The following is a 20,843-nucleotide window of genomic DNA, read 5'->3' as shown; positions in this document are numbered from 1 at the left end:
CTGGCCCCCCTATGTAGATTCAAGTGAATTCCAAAATGACCGATACCCCCGAGCCGATTGGCTTTGACCAGCTGGACTTGCCGTCCGAAATCCTCAGTGCCGTGCAGTCCCTGGGCTATGAAACCCCGTCGCCGATCCAGGCGCAGACTATTCCCTCATTACTGGCCGGCCACGATGTGCTGGGGCAGGCGCAGACCGGCACCGGCAAGACCGCGGCCTTCGCGCTGCCGCTGCTGGCGCAGCTGGACCTGAAGGACCGCCGCCCCCAGGCGCTGGTGCTGGCGCCCACCCGCGAACTGGCCATCCAGGTAGCCGAGGCCTGCCAGTCCTACGCCCAGAAGCTGAAAGGCTTCCATGTGGCCCCCATTTACGGTGGCGCCGATTACCGCGGCCAGATGCTGCAGCTCAAGCGCGGTGTGCAGCTGGTAGTGGGAACCCCGGGCCGGGTCATGGACCATATGCGCCGCGGCAGCCTGGACCTGTCCAACCTGAAGACCCTGGTCCTCGATGAAGCCGACGAAATGCTGCGCATGGGCTTTATCGACGACGTGCAATGGGTGCTGGAGCAGATTCCCGAGCAGCGCCAGATCGCGCTCTTCTCCGCCACCATGCCCAAAGAGATTGCCCGCATTGCCCGCGAGTACCTGCGCGAGCCGGTAGAGGTGAAGATCCGCGTCAAGACCGAGACCGCGGAGACCATCCGCCAGCGCTACTGGCCGGTGGGTGGCCTGCACAAGCTGGACGCGTTGACCCGTATCCTGGAAGCAGAGCCGGTGGATGCCACCATCATCTTCGTGCGCACCAAGAACAGCACCGTGGAGCTGGCCGACAAGCTGGCCGCGAGAGGGTTCGCCAGTGCCGCCCTGAACGGCGACATGGCACAGAACCTGCGCGAGGCGGTGATCGACAAGCTGAAAAAGAAAAAGCTGGATATCGTGGTGGCCACCGACGTGGCTGCGCGCGGCCTGGACGTGGCGCGGATCAGTCATGTCATCAACTATGACATCCCTTACGATGCTGAGGCCTATATCCATCGCATCGGCCGTACCGGCCGCGCTGGCCGCGAGGGTGATGCCATCCTGTTCGTGGCCCCACGTGAGCGGCGGATGCTGCGCACGATCGAGCGTGCCACCAAGAAGACTATCGAGCAGCTGGAGCTGCCCAGCGCCGCCGCGGTGAACGACGCGCGCATGCAGCGCTTCCGCGACCGTATCACCGGGACGCTCGACGGTGATATCGACCTGGCGCCGTATCGCCTGCTGGCGGAGAAGTACCTGGAGATGAACGAGGTGGACCCGCTGGACCTGGCTGCTGCCCTGGCCGCCATGGCCCAGGGTGACCAGCCGCTGCTGGTCAAGGAGCAGGAATTCAAGCCGCGCGAGAAGCGCGAGCGCCGCGAACGGGATGGCGATTTCGAGAGCCGCGGCCGCAAGCAGGGTGGCTACGAAAAAGACAAGAAAATGCCGCCGCCGGATGAGGGGATGGAACGGTTCCGTATCGAGGTGGGCCGCGAGGCCGGCGTCAAGCCGGGTAACATCGTCGGTGCTATTGCCAATGAAGTGGACCTGGATAGTTCCTACATCGGTCGCATTGAAATCTACCCGGAATACACCACCGTGGACCTGCCCGAGGGCATGCCCAAGGAGATTTTCAGTCATCTGAAAAAAGTGCGTGTGGCAGGCCGGGAGATGCGAATTTCACGGTTTAGCGACAAGCCGGCGCAGAGCAAGCGCAAGCCCAAGCCCAAGCCCAAGTCCGGCCCCAAAACCGCGGACAAGCCCCGTAAGAGAAAACAGTAATCCGTTGTTGCTGCGCAGTCCCGGCTTTATGGCCGGGCTGCGCCAGTAAGAATTGTCAGCTCTTTCCCCACGGCAACATATGCCGCAGCGTCCCGTCCCGCTTGCCGAAGTGATGCCACAGGGCGCCGGCAATATGCAGCACCAGCAGCACCAGGAAGGCGTTCCAGATCAGCTCCTTGTGAAAGAAGGCCAGTTGCTTGGCGATGTCGCTGTTCTCTTCTACCAGTGTGGGTATTTCAAATAGCCAGAAAACCGTGGTTTCCTTGCCGGCGAATTGCCGCATGGCCATCCCGGTGATCGGCATGGCCAGCATGATGACGTAGAAAAGGCTTTCCACAAGCTGTGAGAGCTTGCGTTGCCAGCGCCCGCCGTAGAGTTCCGGGCGGGGGTAGATGGCCCGGAAGTAGATGCGGGCGATCGCGAACACCAGCACACTCAGCCCGATCGAGAAATGCAGCACCATCCACCAGCTACGCATGGGATCTTCCTTGTCGTACCCTTCGTGAAGTTCGACCGAAGCCCAGGCGCACAGGAACAGGATGGCGATCAGCCAGTGGAGTCCACGGCTCAAGGGGTGCCATTTCTGGGGGATGGTGTCGGTCATAATATCTCTCCCTGAATACCGGTTTAGTCTTTGTGAAAGATTACCGTGTTTTCTACTTCCGCGTGAATCCCCTGTCGGTCGACAGGTGGTCCAGGACGTTGCTGCCTCCCCTATGCTTCCAGCCCCTGATTACTGTTCTTCCCAGTAGTTCTGCTTGCGATTCTCGTTTAAAGGCTGTGCCCCCCGTTTTCTGCAGCGCGAACACCGTTCAGGTTGGCAAAGCAGGTATCCCTTGCGGTTTGCAGAAAGTCCGCCAGATAGGCCTGCCCCAGCATCTCTTCCCTGACTGCCGCGTAGAGCGTGCTCCACAAACCCTGTTCTCCCAGGCGTAGCTGTGCAATCAGGCCTTTTTGCAGGTATTCGTGCAGGGCCCAGTTGGGCAGGGCGCAGATACCGCGGCCGCTGACCGCCAGCTGCACCATCATTACCGTGAGCTCAGCCGTGCGCACATCTGCCGGCTCCACACCGGCGGGATCCAGGAAGTGCTGGAAAATATCCAGCCGCTCACGCTCCACGGGATAGGTGATCTGCACTTCGCCGGCCAGGTCTTCCGGCGTCACCCACTTCTTTGCCGCCAGCGGGTGCTTGCGACTGGCGGCCAGCACCATTTCGAAACTGAACAGCGGGGCGTAGTGGATGCCCTGGAGCTCCGGGTCCGGGTTGGAGGTTACCACCAGGTCCAGGTCTCCCCGGGTCAGGGCCGGCAACGGGGCGAAGTGAAAGCCACTGGACAGGTCCAGTTCCACCTCGGGCCAGTTGTCCCGGTAGGTGTCCAGAGTAGGCATCAGCCATTGGTAACAGCTGTGGCACTCGATGGCGATATTGAGCCGCCCTGCCTGGCCCGAGGCCAGCCGGGCCAGGTCCCGCTGCGCCACTGCCACCCGTGGCAGCACATCGTCCGCCAGTTGCAGCAGGCGCAGGCCGGCGCTGGTAAAGCGCAGCGGCCGGGATTTGCGCACAAACAGCGCCTGTTCGTGGCGGTCTTCCATCTCCCGGAACAGGTGGGAGAGGGCGGACTGGGTCAGGTGCATTCGCTCCGCAGCGCGAACCATGCTGCCGGTCTCCCGCAGCACCGTCAGGGCCTTTAGCTGGCGTAATTCAATCATCTTTAGAAATATTCATGTTCTAGGCAAGAAATATGAAATTGATTGAATATCACATGGATCGCAGAATCAACCCTCGGTTTCGCGCCTCGGCTGATGGCCGGCTACAGGGCGCTTCGCTATGGCCAATGGCCGCGATGGGTCCGGCTTTCCCGGCAAGATGACTCTCCCGCCCTCGTCACCCGGCTCGAGCCGGGATCACGAAGTTCAGGGGATTTGCCGGAACAGAGGGAAACAGAGCGGGGCATGTAGGGGCGCACCTTGTGTGCGCCCGGGCAGATGCAGGCTCACTGCCGTGATGACGGCAAGAGTAAGTATCAGCGAATGGCAAAAGAACAAGCACATGAGGGAAACGTAATGGCACAGACACATATTCTCGGTTATCCGCGCATTGGCGCCAATCGCGAGCTGAAGCGGGCACTGGAAGCCTACTGGCGTGGAGAGGTGGCGCAGGAACAGCTACTGGAAGCCGGGGCAGTGGTACGTCGCGGGAACTGGGAGGTGCAGGCCGAGGCAGGCCTGGGCCAGGTAACCGTGGGGGATTTCGCCTGGTATGACCAGGTACTGAATCACTCCCTGATGTTCGGCGTTGTGCCACAGCGATTTACCGTGGGTGCGGCGGACAGCAAGCTTGACCAGTACTTCCGTATGGCGCGTGGCCGTGCACCGGGTGGCGAGCCGGTGGCTGCCAGCGCCATGACGAAATGGTTTGATACCAATTACCACTACCTGGTGCCGGAGTTCGAGGCCGGGCAGCAGTTTTCGCTCGACAGTGAGTGGTTGCTGGCGGAGGTGGCAGAGGCCCGTGACCTGGGCTTTCAACCGAAACCCGTGGTGATCGGGCCGCTCACTTACCTGTGGTTGGGGCGTGCGGCCGGGGACCGGCTGGAACTTTTGCCACGACTGCTGCCCCTGTACCGGCAGCTATTGCAGCAGCTGGCAGAGGCCGGCGTGGAATGGGTACAGCTGGATGAACCGATCCTGGGTCTGGACCTGCCGGGGGATTGGCGCGATGCCTTTACGCCGGCCTACGCAGCGCTGGCTGAAGGGCAGGGCCCGAAAAAACTGCTGGCCACGTATTTCTCCCCACTGCGGGAAAACCTGTCGCTGGCCTTCGGCCTGCCGGTGCAGGGGGTTCATATCGATGCGGTACGGGCACCGGAAGAGGTCGGCCAGGCGGTTGCCGCCCGCAGCGGCGGACAGGTGCTTTCAGTGGGGCTGGTAAACGGCCGCAATATCTGGCGGGCTGACCTCGTTGGCTGGCAGGGCCGGCTGGCCCCGTTGGCGCGGGAGTTGGGGGATAACCTGTGGCTGTCTGCCAGCTGCTCCCTGTTGCACTGCCCGGTGGACCTGGACACGGAAAAGGCACTGCCGGTTGAGCAGAGCCAACGGCTCGCCTATGCGCGGCAGAAGCTCGACGAGCTGCGCCAGCTGCAGGAGGCCCTGCATTCGGGTGAGCCGGTTACATCGGGTGATGCGGCCGCGGGTGCGAGCATTGGCGGTGGGGAAGCCCATGTGCCGGCAGGGCTGGAGAACACCTGGCGCGCGCAGCCATATAGCGAGCGCGCGCCACTGCAGGCCCGGCGCTGGCAGCTTCCCCTGTTACCCACCACCACCATCGGCTCTTTTCCGCAGACTGACCTGTTGCGCCAGATTCGCCGACAGTACCGTGCGGGAGATATCAGCCGACAGGAATACCTGGATCACCTGCGCGCGGAAATTGCCGAGGCGGTGCGTCGCCAGGAAATCCTGGGCCTGGATGTGCTGGTGCACGGTGAGGCTGAGCGCAATGACATGGTGGAGTACTTCGGCGAGCAGCTGGACGGTTTTGTCCACACTGGCAATGGCTGGGTGCAGAGTTATGGCTCCCGCTGTGTCAAACCGCCGATTATCTTCGGCGATATTTCCCGCCCCAGCCCCATGACTGTGGAGTGGAGTCGCTATGCTCAGTCGCTGACGAAAAAGGCGGTGAAGGGCATGCTGACCGGCCCGGTGACCATCCTCAACTGGTCCTTCCCGCGGGAGGATATCCCGCGCGGTGAAAGTTGCCTGCAGATTGCCCGCGCACTGCGCGAGGAGGTGCTGGACCTGGAAAAGGCGGGCATCGGCATTATCCAGATCGACGAGCCTGCCCTGCGCGAGGGTGTGCCGTTGCGCGAGTCCGATCACCGGTCCTACTTTGACTGGGCTGTGGGGTGTTTCCGCTTTACCTGTGCGACGGTAAAGCCGGAAACCCAGATCCACACCCATATGTGTTACAGCAATTTCAACACCATTATGGACGCGATTGTGGCGCTGGATGCGGATGTCATCACCATCGAGTCGGCCCGCTCAGACCTGCGGTTGCTGGAGGCTTTCGCCGGTGCCAATGGCGGCTACCCGAATGAAATCGGGCCTGGCATTTACGATATCCATTCTCCCAATATACCGGAGCGGCAGGAGCTGGTGGACCGATTGCAGAAACTGGTGGCGGTAATCCCGCCGGAAAAGCTGTGGGTTAACCCGGACTGTGGCCTGAAAACCCGTGACTGGGCCGAGGTGGGGACGTCGCTTTTGAACATGGTTGAGGCAGCGCGGACAGTGCGGGCGCAACTTGAGGTGAAAGACCTCGCGTAAAAGTGCCAACGGCCCTGTGGCGTAATCTCTGGCCGCGGGGGAGCGGGCGGGCCGGCGGCCCGCCCGTCCTGGTGGAAGTGGCTAAAACTAGTTGGTGGCGATATCCACAGCACCACCTAGCCGCACCGGAATCGACTCGTGGAAGGGCTTGATGCCCATGGCCCGATAGAGCTCGTCCGGGCGATAGAGGTTCTGTCCCTCGATCACCAGCGCCGTGCGCCGCAGTGCACTGATATCTTCCAGGGGGTTGCCGTCGAGCAATACCAGGTCGGCGTCCTTGCCCACCGAGATGGTGCCATTGGTCTGGAGCTTGCCCACCACCTTCGCTGGATTTACGGTAGCAGTGCGCAGCACATCGGCATTGGGAATGCCGGCCTTGGCATAGAGTTCCAGCTCGCGTAGCAGGGTAAAGCCCGGCAGTCCGTCGGTGCCCGCCACCATGGGGACCTTGTGCTCGTGCAGTTTGCGCATCATCTCCAGCAGGGCCTGTGCGGACAGGTCATAATCATGGCGATGTTCAGGTTTTACATCGAGCTCGGCGCCGATAAAGTTTCGGCGCACATTGATGGGCAGGTTATCGGCGATGTTCGCGTATTCCGGATCCATTTTGCCCGGCTGGCGCAGCAGCATCGAACTGAATACTGTTGTGGTTGCATCCACCACCGTGCCCTTGTGGGCGAGCTTGTCCAGGAATGCTGCGACCTCCTCACTTTCCAGGTCGAGCTCGTGGGCGTGCTCACCTACTTCGGTAAAGCGTAATTTCTTGCGGGTGTCGATTGAGCCCATGAAGTTGAGGAACAGCATGTTGATATGCTGGATTTCGTCAAAGCCCGCATCCACCGCTTCCTCCGCGGTCATAAACGCGGGAATATGCCCTGACAGTCGCAATCCCTTGCTGTGGATATACTCGGCGAGGGGCGCTATCCACTCGGGCTCCATGGAGCTGTAGGTCTTGATCTGCATATAGCCGCGATCGGCATACCAGTCGACTATTTCCTTCGCGTGTTCAAGACTGGAGGCAGTCTTGCCCATGCGCATGGCATTCTCGCTGTCACGGTCCATAAAGCCGGCGCGATACACATCCCCGCCAATTACCTTGCCGGAATCGTACAGTTTCTCGATCCGCATGATGTTTTCATGGGTGTTGCCGATATCACGGACGTTGATCACGCCGGCGGCCATATTCAGCACGCCGTCCTGCGGCGACAGGTGGCCGTGCATATCCCAGAGCCCGGGCATCAGGGTCATGCCCCTGGCATTGATACGGGTAATGCCTGGTATGCGTATTGGTGTGTTACTGATGCGGCTGATCTTGCCATTCTCGACCAGGACATGCTTTCCCTTGCGAAGCTGGCCCGCTTCCACATCAACAAGGTCAACATTGCTGATCAGGATGGGGGTGTCGGATTTCAGTGTGAGCTTGCCTGACAGCTCCTGGAGGTAGTGATCCGCGGCGCGAATCTGGCGCTCCTTGAGCTGTTCCAGGTGGGACTTGTCCCAGCCCTTGCGCAGGATTGCGAACCAGCCACCATCGTCGAGTGCGAATAGGTCCCCCTGGTCGTCATACCAGGCCAGTTCCGGGGTCAGGCCGAGGCCGGAAATGCCGTACAGGTAAAGCTTCTGCTCCCGGTCTCCCTCGGCCAGGGTGAGCTGGTCCAGTTCATTCAGCCGGGCCTGGCCCTGCGGCAGGAGGTCAACAGTTCGGTCCCCGTCTTCGAGCAGGGCCTTAACCAGCTGGTTCTGTACACCAAGGGACGTGCTCTTGGGGATGAAAAACTGGGGCGAGGGGGATTTGGCGCTGCCGCGCTCGTCGGTGCTGTTCCAGTTGGCTACGCCATCCTGGAGTGAGAAGGTTTCGTCGACCGGCGCGCCAAAGGGGCTGATACCCTCGATGTGGAGCTGCTCCGGCATGGCGCCGGTACCGACGGTGAATTCCTCCCTGAGCTCCAGTCGCCGGTTGTTCCAACCCAGCTTGAGCTTTCCGGAAACCTGTTCGCCATCCCGTTCAATTGTGCTGGTGCCGGCAATACCTTCCTTGTTGTAGATAACATACTCGATGACATCTGCGTGCACTTGGCTCGCTGCGCCCAGCAGGGCAGCGGCCAGGAGCGCGGTAAAAGCTGGAATTTTCATGGTCCTGGACCCTTTGCTTTTATTGGCGGGTCAAGATTGAAATTTTTCTACCGGGAAGGCAAGCGAGGGGGAATACTTTCTCTTACAGGAAAGAAAGGCGTGCCAGAAGTTCTGCTTTTCATGCCTGAGTGGGCCAGGCGGGGCGATGAAAGTGAATGAAGGCTGGGAATTGTGCGGGAGGACGCGCGGAGCCCGGGCTCCGCGCGATACAGCTCCTTACTCGCCGTAACAGTCCCGTGTCATATTCTCGACACGATCCTCGTGCACGACTACGTTGTCCTCGATGCGCACGCCGCCGAAGGGGCGCAGCTCCTCCACTTTGTCCCAGTGCACCTCGGCGGCCAGCCCGGTGTCCTTCAGGTCGCCCAGCAGGCTGTCGATAAAGTACAGGCCGGGCTCGATGGTGAAGACCTGGTTGGCTTCCACGATGCGGGTCGTGCGCAGGAACGGGTATTTTTCCGGTGGTGGGGTGGTGCCTCCCTCCGGTGCGCTCTGGTGGCCGCCCACATCGTGTACCTGCAGGCCCAGGAAGTGGCCCAGGCCGTGGGGCATGAAGGTGGCGGTGAGGCCTGATTCAGCGGCGGCGCCGGCGGAGCACTTGATCACCCCGAACTGCTCCAGTAGCTCACCAATTTTCTGGTGGCAGTCGCGATGCAGGTCCGGGTAGGGGACGCCGGGCTTGAGGCCGGCCACCAGCTCCTGTTCTTTTTCGTGCATGGCCGCCACCAGCTCGGCGTACTCGCCGTCGCGGTAGGCATAGCTGCGGGTGATGTCCGCACAGAAACCGTTGCAGTCGGCACCAGCATCAATCAGGAAGCTGCGGCGCTCCGCTTCCGGCAGGCGCTCGGTGGACAGGTGGGTGTAGTGCAGGATTGCGGCGTGTTCATTGAGGCCGACAATATTGCCGTAGGGCATCTGGTTCTCGCCCTGGCCGGCAGCGTTCAGGTAGGCCAGGTTGATCTCGAACTCGCTGGCGCCATCGCGGAAGGCTGCCACGGCGGCGCGGTGGGCCCGCACTGCGATACGGTTGGCTTCCCGCAGGCAGGTCATCTCATAGGGTGTCTTGTAAGCCCGCGCCCAGTGCAGCCGTGCCAGCAATTCTTCCGGGTTGGCGGTACCGATACTCCAGTCTTCCACCCCGTCGGTTTCGCCGATAAAGGCGGCATTACTGGCATCCAGGAACTGTTTCGCCTCATCGGGCTTGCTCAGCAACTCGATCTCGTACTCGTCACTCCAGAAGGTCTGCGGCGCCGGCGGCACGTAGTGCCAGAAGTCCACCGGGCGATAAAAGAGCAGTTTCGGCTTCTGCCCGCGGCGGTAGATGACCCAGCTGTGGGGGTTATCGGTGACCGGCACCAGGGCCTTGAACTGCGGGTTGACGCGAAACGGGTAGTAGTTGTCGTCCAGGAATTGCACCTTGGGCCGGCCACTCAATACGTTCAGGGTGTCAAAGCCGGTTTCCTCCAGGATGCTGTCATAGCGCTGGCGGAGCGTGGCCATATGCGTGGCGTAGAGTTTCTTGTCCATGGTTCTCCCTGGTGAGCAAGGTGTGATTCACGTTAACCCGGTAGTGTATAGTCTCTGCACTGGATATTTGGCCTGAATTTCGACCATGGAAAAGAAGATACTGCTAACCGATTGCCCGGATGCCAAGGGATTGATCGCGAAAATCACCAACATCTGCTACAAGCACCAGCTCAATATCATCAAGAACGATGAATATGTGGACCGGGTGCAGGGGCGCTTCTTTATGCGCACCGCACTGGAGGGCAATTTCAACGACTCCACCCTGCTGGAAGACCTGGATATGGCGCTGCCGGCGGGTGCGGTACGGAAGCTGGTTCCCAGCGGGCGCAAGCGCCTGGTACTGATGGTCACCCGCGAGCCCCACTGCCTGGGGGATATCCTGATGAAGTGCTATGCCGGAGCACTGGATGTGGAGATCGCCGCGGTGATTGGCAATCACCCGGACCTGGGCGCCCTGGTGGAGAAGTTCAATATCCCCTTCCACTGCCTGCCTGCAGGCGGGCTGGAGCGCAACCAGCATGAAGAACAGGTGGTGCAGCTGGTGGACAGCTACGGTCCGGATTACCTGGTGCTGGCCAAGTATATGCGGGTGCTGACGCCGGACTTTGTCGCCCGCTATCGCGGTCGCATTATCAATATCCACCACTCCTTCCTGCCGGCGTTTATCGGGGCGCGGCCCTACCAGCAGGCTTTCGAGCGCGGGGTGAAGATCATCGGCGCCACCGCCCACTTTGTCACCGACGACCTGGATGAGGGGCCCATCATCGAGCAGGATGTGATTCATGTGGACCACGCCTATTCTGCCGATGGCATGGCGGCGGCAGGGCGTGATGTGGAGAAGTCGGTGCTGAGCCGGGCCCTGCAGCTGGTGCTGCAAGAGCGGGTTTTTATTCACGGCAATAAAACGGTAGTCTTCAAGTAACCGGTCCCTGTCCTGGTGGCCCGCACGGGCCTGTCCACAGGTACCTGGTCGTTTTACGGTTTGGGAATCCACAGTATGAAGAAAAAGGACAACCGCCTGGTGCGCCGTTCCCTGCTCCTGCTGGTACCGCTACTGGCCGCAGCCTGTGCCAGCGAGCGCTCCTTGCCAGTGCCGGGCCTGAAAGAATCCTTCCATACGGAGATTGCCCGCAATGGCGCCAAGCGGTTCACCTACTCACTTGAGGTGATGCGCAATGACATCCCCCGGCCGGCGACTGCCAGCGGGGTGAATCGCAGCCGCATGGCCCAGCAGGGCATGATCCAGCAGCCGCGCAACCGGGTGCGGCCGCTCAGTGATCGCCTGCAATTCGACCGCATGTTGCAGCAGAAGCTGGCCGAGACCGGATTCTGTCGCGATGGCTTCTTCGAGCTTGAGCGCACCGAGCACGCTTTCGGTGGTGAAGTGCGGGGTGAATGCCGGGACGGCGTCAGCGCCTGAATTTCCTGCCCCGGCTTACACGCCCCGCCGTGCCAGTGAGCGCTGCTCCCCGGCCTGTCCCTCATCCCGCCTTTCCTGTCACGGCCAGCGGCCGCCCCCACAGGCGATTAGTGGCACTTTCCTCATTGAAGTCTGTTGATGCTGTGTGATCTGTTTCACATTGGTGGCCGTAGTCTCTGGAAATGGCCCGACAATGGCCATGCGACCCAATAATGACAATGAGGCTGCCATGTCCACCGAATACGATCCCCTGCTGGTGTTGCTCTCTTACCTTATCTCCGCCCTTGGTTCCTTCGCCGCATTGCAGCTGGTGACCGCCATACCCGAGGCGGTGACAGGGAATGACCGGCGTCGCGCCATCCTGGTGGCGGGGCTGGCGATGGGGGGCGGGGCCATCTGGTCGATGCACTTTGTCGGCATGCTGGCCCTGCAGACCGAAATGCCCATGGCCTATGATGTGGCCGGCACTATCGGCTCCGTGCTGGTGGCGGTGGCGGCATGCGCCCTGGGACTGGCGATTGTCGGCACGGGTAAATTTATGTTTGACCGGCTGATCCCGGCCTCGGTATTTATGGGGGCAGGGGTGGCAGGTATGCACTATTCGGGCATGGAGGCCATGCTGATGCCGGCCAGCATCAAGTATGACCTCAATATCATGATCATTTCCGTAGTGATTGCGGTGGTCGCAGCCTATGCCGCGCTGTGGATGGCGTTTGTGATGCGCGGTCGCTGGCAGAAAATCGGCAGTTCGCTGGTGATGGCGGTAGCGGTGTGCGGGATGCATTATACCGGGATGGCGGCGGCCAGTTACCAGCCCACCGGGGTGATGCCCGAGCCGGGAATAGCCGGCTCGATTACCTCGGAATACCTGGGGATAACCGCCGGCGTGGTGACCCTGATGGTGCTGGTTTCCAGTGTACTGGCGGCCCGCTGGTACCACCGGCGCCCGATGGCGGCCTTTGTGGGCACCTGAGTAACGCGGGCCGGTATGCAGATTTCAGGGGTGCCTGCCCTCATCGGTAAGCAGGCGGTCGGCACCGGGGTCGCCGTGGCGTCGCAGGCGATCCACCCACAGGACCGTGCCCCCCGCCACGGCCGCCGGCATCACGAAGATGTTCAGGACCGGCACCATCTTGGCCAGCATCACCGCTCCACCAAAACTGAGGCTGGAAAGTTTGCGTCGCAGCAGCACACTCTTCAGTTCGTCGAAGGGACGCTGGTGGTTATCCAGCGGGTAGTCGACGTACTGGATCGCCATGCACCAGGCACCCCAGAGCCCGCCCAGGATCGCCGGGATAAACACCGTCCAGCTGGTGAGCATGGCGATGACAAAGATCACCAGGCCCCAGCCGACAAAGTACATCAGCTTGCGCAGTTCGCGGCCGATAGTGCGCCATACCATGCTTACCATCGGCTCTGCCGGTGGCGCCTGGCCGGTGAGCAGCTCCTCGACCTTTTCCGCCAGGAAACCGTTAAACGGTGCGGCAATGATATTGGTGATAATGCCGAACAGGTAGCCGTACACGAAGAGGAAGAGGATCACCACGGCAATGGCGATCAGCCACGCCAGCCACTGGAAAACATTGGCCGCCCAGGCGGCACCTTGCGCCAGTATCGCCCGCCACCAGGACATGTTCTCGGTGTCGACCGGCTCGTGTGCCAGCAGGCTGCCGAGGTAGTCCGACAGTCCGCCCAGCTGCGACAGCATGACGGCGGTGAGGGCGATAAACAGGACCAGGTTGATCAGTAGTGGCACGATGATAAATGGCCGCAGCTCGCGCCGTCCCAACAGGCGTGCCCCCTGGATCAGTGCGTCGACACCATGGGTGGGATTGGAAGTCATCGGGTGTTCCCTGTTGCCTGTGACTTATTCGACCGCGCCGGCATCGCGCAGGATGTGCGCGTACTCTTCACTCTGGCGATGGCCGGCCACTTTTTGCAGCAGCGTTTTGCCGTCGGGGCCGACACTGTCCAGGTTGCGGTCCTGCTCCCGGAACAGGCGCACGAAGGTGGCGAAGCTTTCCGCTTTCATACCCCGGTAGGCTCGCTCCAGCAGGTAGAAATCCCGCTCCATGCCTTCCGGTGCCTCGCCCTCAAGAAACCCGGCAATACGCTCTTCATCGAATACCTCACCGAGGACTTTCTGCTTGTCTTTCTTCAGGGTCACAATCTGTTCCTTAGTTGGTGCATGTTGGATCGGGTGGGGCGGGTGCAGTACCGCCCGGGCTATTCGCCTCGCGGGGTTCCTGCCGGAATTTCCGGTGCCCGGCGCGCCCCGCTGGCCTGTTCATAATTGTACGCAGCCGCAATCAGGATGTCCTCCCGGTTGGCACCGGAGAAGAACGAGAGGCCCACCGGCAGGTGGCGGACAAAGCCCATCGGCACAGTGATGTGGGGATAGCCAGCAACCGCGGCCGGTGTGGATGCCGAGCCCAGGTAGTGGTCGCCGTTGACCAGGTCAATCTTCCAGGCCGGACTGGTGGTGGGCGCCACCAGCAGGTCCAGGTCGTGTTCCTTGAGCAGGGCATCGATACCCTGTTCCCCGGCCAGTGTCTTGAGTCGTGCCACCTCCTCGGCAAAACCCGGTTCCTGGCGGCCGCGGGATTCCTGTGCCTTGATGAAAATTTCCTGGCCAAAGTGCTGTAGCTCCCGGTCCCGTGCGCGCTTGTTGGCCGCCACCAGGGCATCCAGTGACCTGGCCTTGACCGGCGTGGTTTCCAGGTACTCGGCCAGGGCATCCCTGAACTCCCACGCCAGCAGGTCAAACTCCTTCGCATGTATGTCGCCCAGGGTGTCGATATTGGTATTGTCGACCAGGGTGGCGCCCTGTGCGCGCAGGGTTTCCAGAGCCTGCTCAAAGACAGCGTCCGTCTTGGGGCTGTAGCCGGTGAGGTTGCGGACGATCCCGATACGCAGCCCCTCGAGGCCGTTCGCGTTCAGGTGCCGGCGGTAGGGGCCGCGCGCGGGGATGCTGCCGGGGTCGCCCGGGTCCTCACCTACCATCGCATCCAGTAGCGCGACCGCACCCTCGACGGTGGTGGCCATGGGCCCGGCGGTGTCCTGGTGGGCTGATATGGGGATTATGCCGTCGCGACTGACCAGCCCCAGGGTGGGCTTGATGCCCACCACCCCGTTGATCGCGGCGGGGCAGGTTACCGAGCCGTCTGTTTCCGTGCCTACGGCGAGCGGTACCAGGCCGGCCGCCACCGCAACGGCGGAGCCGGAGCTGGAGCCGCAGGGCGAGCGACTCAGGTCGTAGGGGTTGCGTGTCTGGCCGCCGACAGCACTCCAGCCGCTGGAGGAGGAGGTGGAGCGGAAGTTGGCCCACTCACTCAGGTTGGCCTTGCCCAGGATGATGGCGCCCTGCTTGCGCAGGGATCGCACCAGGAAGGCATCGTCTGCGGGGATGTTCTCCCGCAGCAGCCAGGAGCCTGCAGTGTTGGCCATGCCGTCGCCGGTATCGATATTGTCCTTGAGCAGCACCGGAATACCATGTAGTGGCCCGAGTACGGTACCCGCACTGCGCAGGCGATCGAGCCGTTCGGCCTCCTGCAGCGCGTTGTCACTCAACTGGGTCACCGCGTTGAGGCGCTCATTGTAGCTCTCGATCCGGTGACGGTATTCACGCACCAGCTGGGCTGAGGTTTTCTCACCGCTCTCCAGGGCCGTGCGCAGGTCGCTTAAGGAGGGGAAGTCATTCGCGGACAGCGGCGTTGCTGCCAGTGTCACCAGGGCGGCAATGGTGAAGAAGATGACTCTTGTTATGGTTTTCATGGTGCACCTGTATTCGGGAACTGGTTTCCGCGGCTGTCCCGCCGGCAGGCTGGCCGCAGTAAAAACCCATACTACCCGAGAATCGCAGCCGGCGAAGGGTACGGGGCTGTTGGTGTGGGCTATTGGTGGGGGCTACAGGAATTGCAGGGGGGCGGCAATGGCCAGGGGCAGGGCGCGGACACTGGCCGCGCCCTGTAAGTGTCAGGCCTCTAGGCCCAGTTCCCTGATGGAAATCTCCCGCATGCGGAATTTCTGTATCTTGCCGGTGACGGTCATCGGGAAGCTGTCGGTAAAGCGGAAATAGCGCGGAATCTTGAAGTGGGTGATCTTGCCCCTGCAGAACTCGCGCAATTCCTCCTCGGTTACCTCGCCGGCATCGGCGCGCAGCTGGACCCAGGCGACAAGCTCCTCACCGTATTTCCTGTCGGGGACACCGGTCACCTGCACATCGGCGATCGCCGGGTGAGTGTAGAGGAATTCCTCCACCTCTTTCGGGTAAATATTCTCGCCCCCGCGGATCACCATATCCTTGATGCGCCCGACTATCTGGATATAGCCATCCTCGTCCATGGTGGCCAGGTCGCCGGTACGCATCCATTTGTCGCTGTCGATGGCGTTGCGGGAGGCTTCCTCGTTGTTCCAGTAGCCCAGCATCACGCTGTAGCCACGGGTACACAGCTCGCCCACCTCGCCACGGGGCAGGGTCTCGCCGGATGCGGGGTCGATGATTTTGGATTCCAGGTGGGGCTGGGTGCGGCCGACCGTGGTGACGCGCTTGTCGAAGGGATCGTCGGCGGCGGTCTGGGTCGACACCGGGCTGGTTTCGGTCATGCCGTAGGCGATCTGCACATCCTGCATATGCATTTTGTGATTGACCGCCTTCATCACCTCGGCGGGGCAGATGGAGCCGGCCATGATGCCGGTGCGCAGGGAGCTGAGGTCGTAGTGGGCAAAGTCCGGATGGTCCAGTTCGGCAATAAACATGGTGGGGACGCCGTAGAGGGCGGTGGCGCGTTCTTCCGCCACTGTCTCCAGGACCGCTTTCGCCTCGAAAGCCTCCCCCGGGTAGATCATGGTGGCGCCGTGGGTGACACAGCCCAGGTTGCCCATCACCATGCCGAAGCAGTGGTACAGCGGCACCGGGATTACCAGCCGGTCGCGCTCGGTGAGTCCCATGCTCTCGGCGACGAAAAAGCCGTTATTGAGGATATTGCGATGGGACAGGGTGGCGCCCTTGGGGAAACCGGTGGTGCCGGAGGTGTACTGGATATTGATGGCGTCTTCGCAGTGCAGTGACGCCTGGACCCCTGCCAGCCGGGCTTGATCGACCTGCGATGATTCCAGCAGCAGGTCATCCCAGCGCCACATGCCGTCGTGGACATTGCCGGCCAGGTTCACCACGATCTCCAGGTGCGGCAGCCTGGCGGAGCGCAGTTTCCCGGCGGGCGAGGTCTTCAGCTCCGGTGCCAGCTCATAGAGCATGCCTGTGTAGTCGGAGGCTTTGAACTGCTCGGCGATCACCAGCATGCGGGCCTGGGAATGGTTGAGGGCGTATTCGAGTTCGTGCAGGCGGTAGGAGGGGTTGATGTTTACCAGGATGGCGCCGATCTTGGCAGTGGCGAACTGCAGCGTAGTCCACTGTGCATTGTTGGGGGACCACATTCCCACCCGGTCGCCCCTGCCGATTCCGATGGCCAGCAGGGCGCGCGCGCAGGTGTCCACCTGCTGCACGAATTCCCGGTAACTCCAGCGGATGTCCTGATGGCGCACCACCAGGGCATCGTTGTCCGGGAAGCGCGTGGCGGTTTCATCCAGCGTATCGCCGATGGTCGTCTCGATCAGCGGCTGGCTGGCCTCGCCGCGGGTATAGCTAGGGCGCCTTTCTGTCATCGCTTGTATCTCTCCGTTGTTATCTTTGTTATTGCTTGCTGGTCCTTAATTTCCTGACTTGCGTCCCTTTTGTCCAGAGGGTGGGGCGAATTTTTGTGACCGGAGTGGGGGGTGTGTTTTTCGGTGGAGGTGTTTTGCGGCCATGGGCCGCTTCTACGGAAAGTTGTGTGTACCGGAAAGCAATGCGTAGGAGCGGCCGCTGGCCGCGAGATGGAGCGAGGGTGAGTCGCAGGCATTGGGCGGGGCGTAGGGCGCAATAAGCGCAGCGCACTGCGCCGGACTCAGGGTTGTCGCGGCCAGCGGCCGCTCCTACGGGCAATGGTAGTCAACCCGGGTTACGGGGTCCTACCCGCAGGAGCGGCCCATGGCCACGTAAAGGGAAATGCGGCTGGCGATCAGAGCAGGGCGTCCAGCTTGTCCTTGAGGATCTTGTTGATCATCTGCGGGTTGGCCTGGCCCTTCGAGGCTTTCATCACCTGGCCGACAAAGTAGCCCATCATTTTCGGGCGCTTGGCCTCGTCGGCATTGCGGTAATTTTCCACCTGCTTGGCACTGCCGGCGATTACCTCGTCGATCATTTGCTCGATCGCACCGGTATCGGAAACCTGCTTCAGGCCACGCTGCTCGATTACTGTGTCGGCATCGCCCTCGCCATTGGCCATGGCCTCGAACACCTGCTTGGCAATCTTGCTGGAGATGGTGCCGTCCACGATGCGCGCAATCAGGCCCGCCAGCTGTTCGGCGCTGACCGGTGACTGGCCGATGGATTTCTCCTCGCGATTCAGCAGTGCTGCGAGCTCACCCATCATCCAGTTGGCGGCCAGCTTGGGCTCACCCGATTTCCCGGCCACGGTTTCGAAGTAATCCGCGAGTACGCGTTCCTGGGTCAGCTGGTCGGCGTCGTAGGCGGACAGCCCATACTCGCTGGCAAAGCGCGCACTCTTGGCATCCGGCAGTTCCGGCAGCTCGCCGCGCAGCTGCTCGATGTAGTCCTCGGACAGTTCCACCGGCAGCAGGTCGGGGCAGGGGAAGTAACGGTAGTCGTTGGCCACTTCCTTGCTGCGCATGGAGCGCGTCTCGTTTTTATCGGCATCGTACAGGCGTGTTTCCTGGGTCACGGTGCCGCCGTCCTCGAGCAGGTCGATCTGGCGCTCCGCCTCCACCTTGATGGCCCGCTCCACGAAGCGGAAGGAGTTGACGTTCTTGATCTCGGTGCGGGTGCCAAGTTCTTTCTCGCCCTTGAGGCGCACCGAGACATTGGCATCACAGCGCATGGAGCCCTGGGACATGTCGCCGTCGGAGATGCCCAGGTAGGTAACGATGCTGTGCAGCTTTTTCAGGTAGGCCACGGCCTCGGCGGCACTGCGCAGGTCCGGTTCCGAGACAATCTCGATCAGGGGTGTGCCGGCGCGATTCAGGTCGATACCGGACATACCATGAAAGTCCTCGTGCAGGGACTTGCCGGCGTCCTCCTCCAGATGGGCATGGTGCAGGCGCACCTTCCTGCTGCTGCCGTCTTCCAGGTGGATCTCGATCTCACCGGGCCCGACGATGGGTTCCGCCAGCTGGGTGGTCTGGTAGCCCTTGGGCAGGTCCGGGTAGAAATAGTTCTTGCGCTCGAATACGGAGCGCCGGCCGATCTCGGCGTTCATGGCCAGGCCGAACATCACCGCGTGGCGGAACGCCTCCTTGTTGGGCACCGGCAGGGTGCCCGGCATGGCCAGGTCGATGGCGCAGGCCTGGGTGTTCGGCGCCGCACCAAAGCGGGTGCTGGCCCCGGAAAAGAGCTTCGATTCGGTGGCGAGCTGGACGTGGACTTCCAGCCCGATGACGACTTCCCATTCCATTTACTGTTCTCCTGCCGCTTGTGCAAAGGGCGCGGTCGCGCGGTGCCAGTCAGTGGCCTGCTGGAACTGGTGGGCAGCGTTGAGCATGCGCCCCTCGTCGAGGTAGTTGCCGATAATCTGCAGGCCCACCGGCAGGCCGCCTGCCTGCCCGCAGGGCAGGGACATGGCCGGAAGTCCCGCCAGGTTGGCGGAAATGGTGTAGATATCTTCCAGGTACATGGCCACCGGGTCGTCGGTTTTCTCGTTCAGGCGGAAAGCGGGGTTGGGCGCTGTTGGGCCCATCACTACGTCCACCTGTTCGAAGGCCTGCACAAAGTCCTGCTTGATCAGGCGGCGCACCTGCTGGGCCTTGTTGTAGTAAGCGTCGTAGTAGCCGGCGGACAGGGCGTAGGCGCCCACCAGGATGCGGCGCTTGACCTCCTCGCCGAAGCCCTCACCGCGGGAACGCATGTAGAGGTCACGCAGGTCGGCGGGGTTTTCGCAGCGATAGCCATAGCGCACGCCGTCAAAGCGCGACAGGTTGGCGGAGGCCTCCGCCGGTGCGATGACGTAATAGGCTGGCACGGCCAGGTGGGTATGGGGCAGGCTGATTTCCACCAGCTGCGCACCCAGTCTCTCGTATTCCTTCAGGGCATCCTGTACCCGCGCCGCGGCCTCCGCGTTCAGCCCCTCGCTGAAATACTCCTTTGGCACGCCGATTCGCAGGCCGCGGATATCGTCGTTGAGGGAGGCGGCAAAGTCCGGCACCGGCCGGTCCAGGCTGGTGGAGTCGCGACGATCGTGGCCGGCCATGGCGGTCAGCAGGTGGGCCACATCCTCGGCGGTACGGGCAATGGGGCCGCCCTGGTCGAGGCTGGAAGCGAAGGCGATCATGCCCCAGCGGGAGACCCGGCCGTATGTGGGCTTGAGGCCGGTGGTGCCGGTCAGGGCCGCCGGCTGGCGGATGGAGCCGCCGGTGTCGGTGGCAGTGGCGCCCGGTACCAGCTGTGCCGCCACAGCCGCAGCGGAGCCGCCGGAGGAGCCGCCGGGTACATGCTCCGGGTTCCAGGGGTTCTTTACCGGACCGTAGAAGCTGGTTTCATTGGAGGAGCCCATGGCGAACTCGTCCATGTTGGTCTTGCCCAGGCTCACCGCGCCGGCGGCCTGGAGCTGTTCCACCACGTGGGCGTCGTAGGGCGGCACGAAGTTGTCCAGCATCTTCGAGCCGCAGCTGGTGCGCACCCCGTGGGTACAGAAAATGTCCTTGTGGGCAATGGGCACGCCACACAGGAGCGGCGCGTCGCCGGCCGCCAGGCGCTGGTCGGCGGCCCCGGCCTGTTGCAGTGCCTGCTCGGGGGTGGTGGTGATAAAGCTGTTCAGGTCGCCGTCCAGCTGTTCGATGCGGGTGAGCAACTGGCGGGTGATCTCGACGCTGGAGAACTCGCGTTCGCGCAGGCCGCGAATGATTTCGGCGATGGTTAACTGGTGCATGGTATTCCCGGTGTGTTGTCTCTTTGCGGGTGGTGGCCAGGGATCAGTCAGTCGATTACCTTGGGAACCAGGTAGAGGCCCTGTTCCGCCTGGGGTGCCAGTTCCTGGAAGGCCTCGCGCTGGTCCGGCTCGGTAACTGCATCCGGCCGCAGCACCTGTACCTCGTCGAGGGGGTGGGCCATCGGCGCGACGCCCTCGGTATGCACAGACTGCAACTGGTCGACCAGCTGCAGGACATTGCCCAGGCGCTTGCCGACCTCGTCAACGGTTTCCTCTGAAATGGCGATGCGGGCCAGCTCGGCCAGCTGTTCTACGGTTTGCTTGTCCACGGCCATGACAATCGGGGCTCCAGCTTGGATGGAATGGGGACTGCCCGGTGACCGGTAAACCGGACTCCAAAGCGGGGCAGGAGGGACGCAAATTTAGCACAGGCGGCCACGATTCTCATAAACGGGCACCGAACGTTGCGTGGCGGGGCCGCGCCAGTTCGGCCTATTGCGGTATTCAGGCGGATTCAGCCTTGCCCTGAACCCCCGCCGTTGTTAGAGTTTGCCGATTCTGGCGGTGGACTGTGTGCCAGCTTCCGACGGGTGGGTGTCGGGAGAGCCAGGGGCCTGCGATCATTTCGGATAATGCGGCCCGGAACTCAGAATTATTCGC

At 62.1% G+C, this 20,843-nt stretch carries 16 protein-coding genes; 5 read left to right on the top strand and 11 right to left on the bottom strand.

Annotated features, from left to right (window positions below; translation table 11 throughout):
- Positions 1–35 precede the first annotated feature (35 nt).
- Complete coding sequence (locus LVD10_RS09755; protein ID WP_237063431.1) at positions 36–1,799, top strand: DEAD/DEAH box helicase; 1,764 nt, start codon at positions 36–38, stop codon at positions 1,797–1,799.
- Between the two features lie 55 nt (positions 1,800–1,854).
- Here LVD10_RS09755 and LVD10_RS09750 read toward each other — a convergent pair whose 3' ends face one another.
- Positions 1,855–2,403: a cytochrome b gene (locus LVD10_RS09750; protein ID WP_237063429.1), complete on the bottom strand. Its 549-nt coding sequence runs from the start codon at positions 2,401–2,403 to the stop codon at positions 1,855–1,857.
- 167 nt (positions 2,404–2,570) lie between these two features.
- Positions 2,571–3,509, bottom strand: coding sequence for a LysR family transcriptional regulator (locus LVD10_RS09745; protein WP_237063427.1), 939 nt, complete (start codon positions 3,507–3,509; stop codon positions 2,571–2,573).
- Positions 3,510–3,863: 354 nt separating this feature from the next.
- Between LVD10_RS09745 and metE the strand changes: the two genes are divergently transcribed.
- Complete coding sequence (metE, locus tag LVD10_RS09740) at positions 3,864–6,122, top strand: 5-methyltetrahydropteroyltriglutamate--homocysteine S-methyltransferase (protein WP_237063425.1); 2,259 nt, start codon at positions 3,864–3,866, stop codon at positions 6,120–6,122.
- A gap of 87 nt (positions 6,123–6,209) precedes the next feature.
- Here metE and LVD10_RS09735 read toward each other — a convergent pair whose 3' ends face one another.
- Both LVD10_RS09735 and pepQ read right to left on the bottom strand, forming a co-directional pair.
- Entirely contained in the window at positions 6,210–8,255 is a 2,046-nt protein-coding gene (locus LVD10_RS09735) for an amidohydrolase family protein (protein ID WP_232941235.1), read from the bottom strand.
- 216 nt (positions 8,256–8,471) lie between these two features.
- A complete protein-coding gene (gene pepQ, locus LVD10_RS09730; protein WP_237063423.1) occupies positions 8,472–9,782 on the bottom strand; it encodes a Xaa-Pro dipeptidase in 1,311 nt (436 codons plus the stop codon).
- A gap of 85 nt (positions 9,783–9,867) precedes the next feature.
- Here pepQ and purU point away from each other — a divergent pair, with 85 nt between their 5' ends.
- The 3 genes from purU (at position 9,868) to LVD10_RS09715 (ending at position 12,175) form a co-directional block, all read left to right on the top strand.
- Complete coding sequence (purU, locus tag LVD10_RS09725) at positions 9,868–10,704, top strand: formyltetrahydrofolate deformylase (protein WP_237063421.1); 837 nt, start codon at positions 9,868–9,870, stop codon at positions 10,702–10,704.
- A gap of 75 nt (positions 10,705–10,779) precedes the next feature.
- Positions 10,780–11,202: a hypothetical protein gene (locus LVD10_RS09720; RefSeq protein WP_232941238.1), complete on the top strand. Its 423-nt coding sequence runs from the start codon at positions 10,780–10,782 to the stop codon at positions 11,200–11,202.
- Positions 11,203–11,395: 193 nt separating this feature from the next.
- Positions 11,396–12,175 (top strand): MHYT domain-containing protein, encoded by a 780-nt coding sequence (locus LVD10_RS09715; RefSeq protein WP_232941239.1) that lies wholly within the window; start codon positions 11,396–11,398, stop codon positions 12,173–12,175.
- 24 nt (positions 12,176–12,199) lie between these two features.
- Here LVD10_RS09715 and cysZ read toward each other — a convergent pair whose 3' ends face one another.
- The 7 genes from cysZ to gatC form a co-directional block, all read right to left on the bottom strand.
- Positions 12,200–13,045 (bottom strand): sulfate transporter CysZ, encoded by an 846-nt coding sequence (cysZ, locus tag LVD10_RS09710; protein ID WP_237063419.1) that lies wholly within the window; start codon positions 13,043–13,045, stop codon positions 12,200–12,202.
- Between the two features lie 24 nt (positions 13,046–13,069).
- Entirely contained in the window at positions 13,070–13,369 is a 300-nt protein-coding gene (locus LVD10_RS09705; protein ID WP_232941241.1) for a PA4642 family protein, read from the bottom strand.
- 59 nt (positions 13,370–13,428) lie between these two features.
- Positions 13,429–14,976 carry an amidase gene (locus LVD10_RS09700; RefSeq protein ID WP_237063417.1) on the bottom strand — a complete coding sequence of 516 codons (1,548 nt, stop codon included), beginning with the start codon at positions 14,974–14,976 and terminating at the stop codon, positions 13,429–13,431.
- 201 nt (positions 14,977–15,177) lie between these two features.
- The gene (locus LVD10_RS09695) at positions 15,178–16,866 is read right to left on the bottom strand and encodes an AMP-binding protein (RefSeq protein ID WP_237063415.1); all 1,689 of its coding nucleotides are present in this window, start codon (positions 16,864–16,866) and stop codon (positions 15,178–15,180) included.
- 395 nt (positions 16,867–17,261) lie between these two features.
- Entirely contained in the window at positions 17,262–18,713 is a 1,452-nt protein-coding gene (gene gatB / locus LVD10_RS09690; protein WP_237063413.1) for an Asp-tRNA(Asn)/Glu-tRNA(Gln) amidotransferase subunit GatB, read from the bottom strand.
- A complete protein-coding gene (gene gatA / locus LVD10_RS09685; RefSeq protein ID WP_232941245.1) occupies positions 18,714–20,183 on the bottom strand; it encodes an Asp-tRNA(Asn)/Glu-tRNA(Gln) amidotransferase subunit GatA in 1,470 nt (489 codons plus the stop codon).
- Positions 20,184–20,230: 47 nt separating this feature from the next.
- On the bottom strand, positions 20,231–20,518 hold the full coding sequence (gene gatC, locus LVD10_RS09680) for an Asp-tRNA(Asn)/Glu-tRNA(Gln) amidotransferase subunit GatC (RefSeq protein ID WP_232941246.1): 288 nt from the start codon (positions 20,516–20,518) through the stop codon (positions 20,231–20,233).
- Positions 20,519–20,843: the final 325 nt, after the last annotated feature.

The organism is Microbulbifer zhoushanensis (genome assembly GCF_021729055.1).
Lineage (GTDB): Bacteria > Pseudomonadota > Gammaproteobacteria > Pseudomonadales > Cellvibrionaceae > Microbulbifer > Microbulbifer zhoushanensis.
Note: the sequence above shows the minus strand (reverse complement) of the source record. Positions and strands in the feature narration are given on the sequence as shown.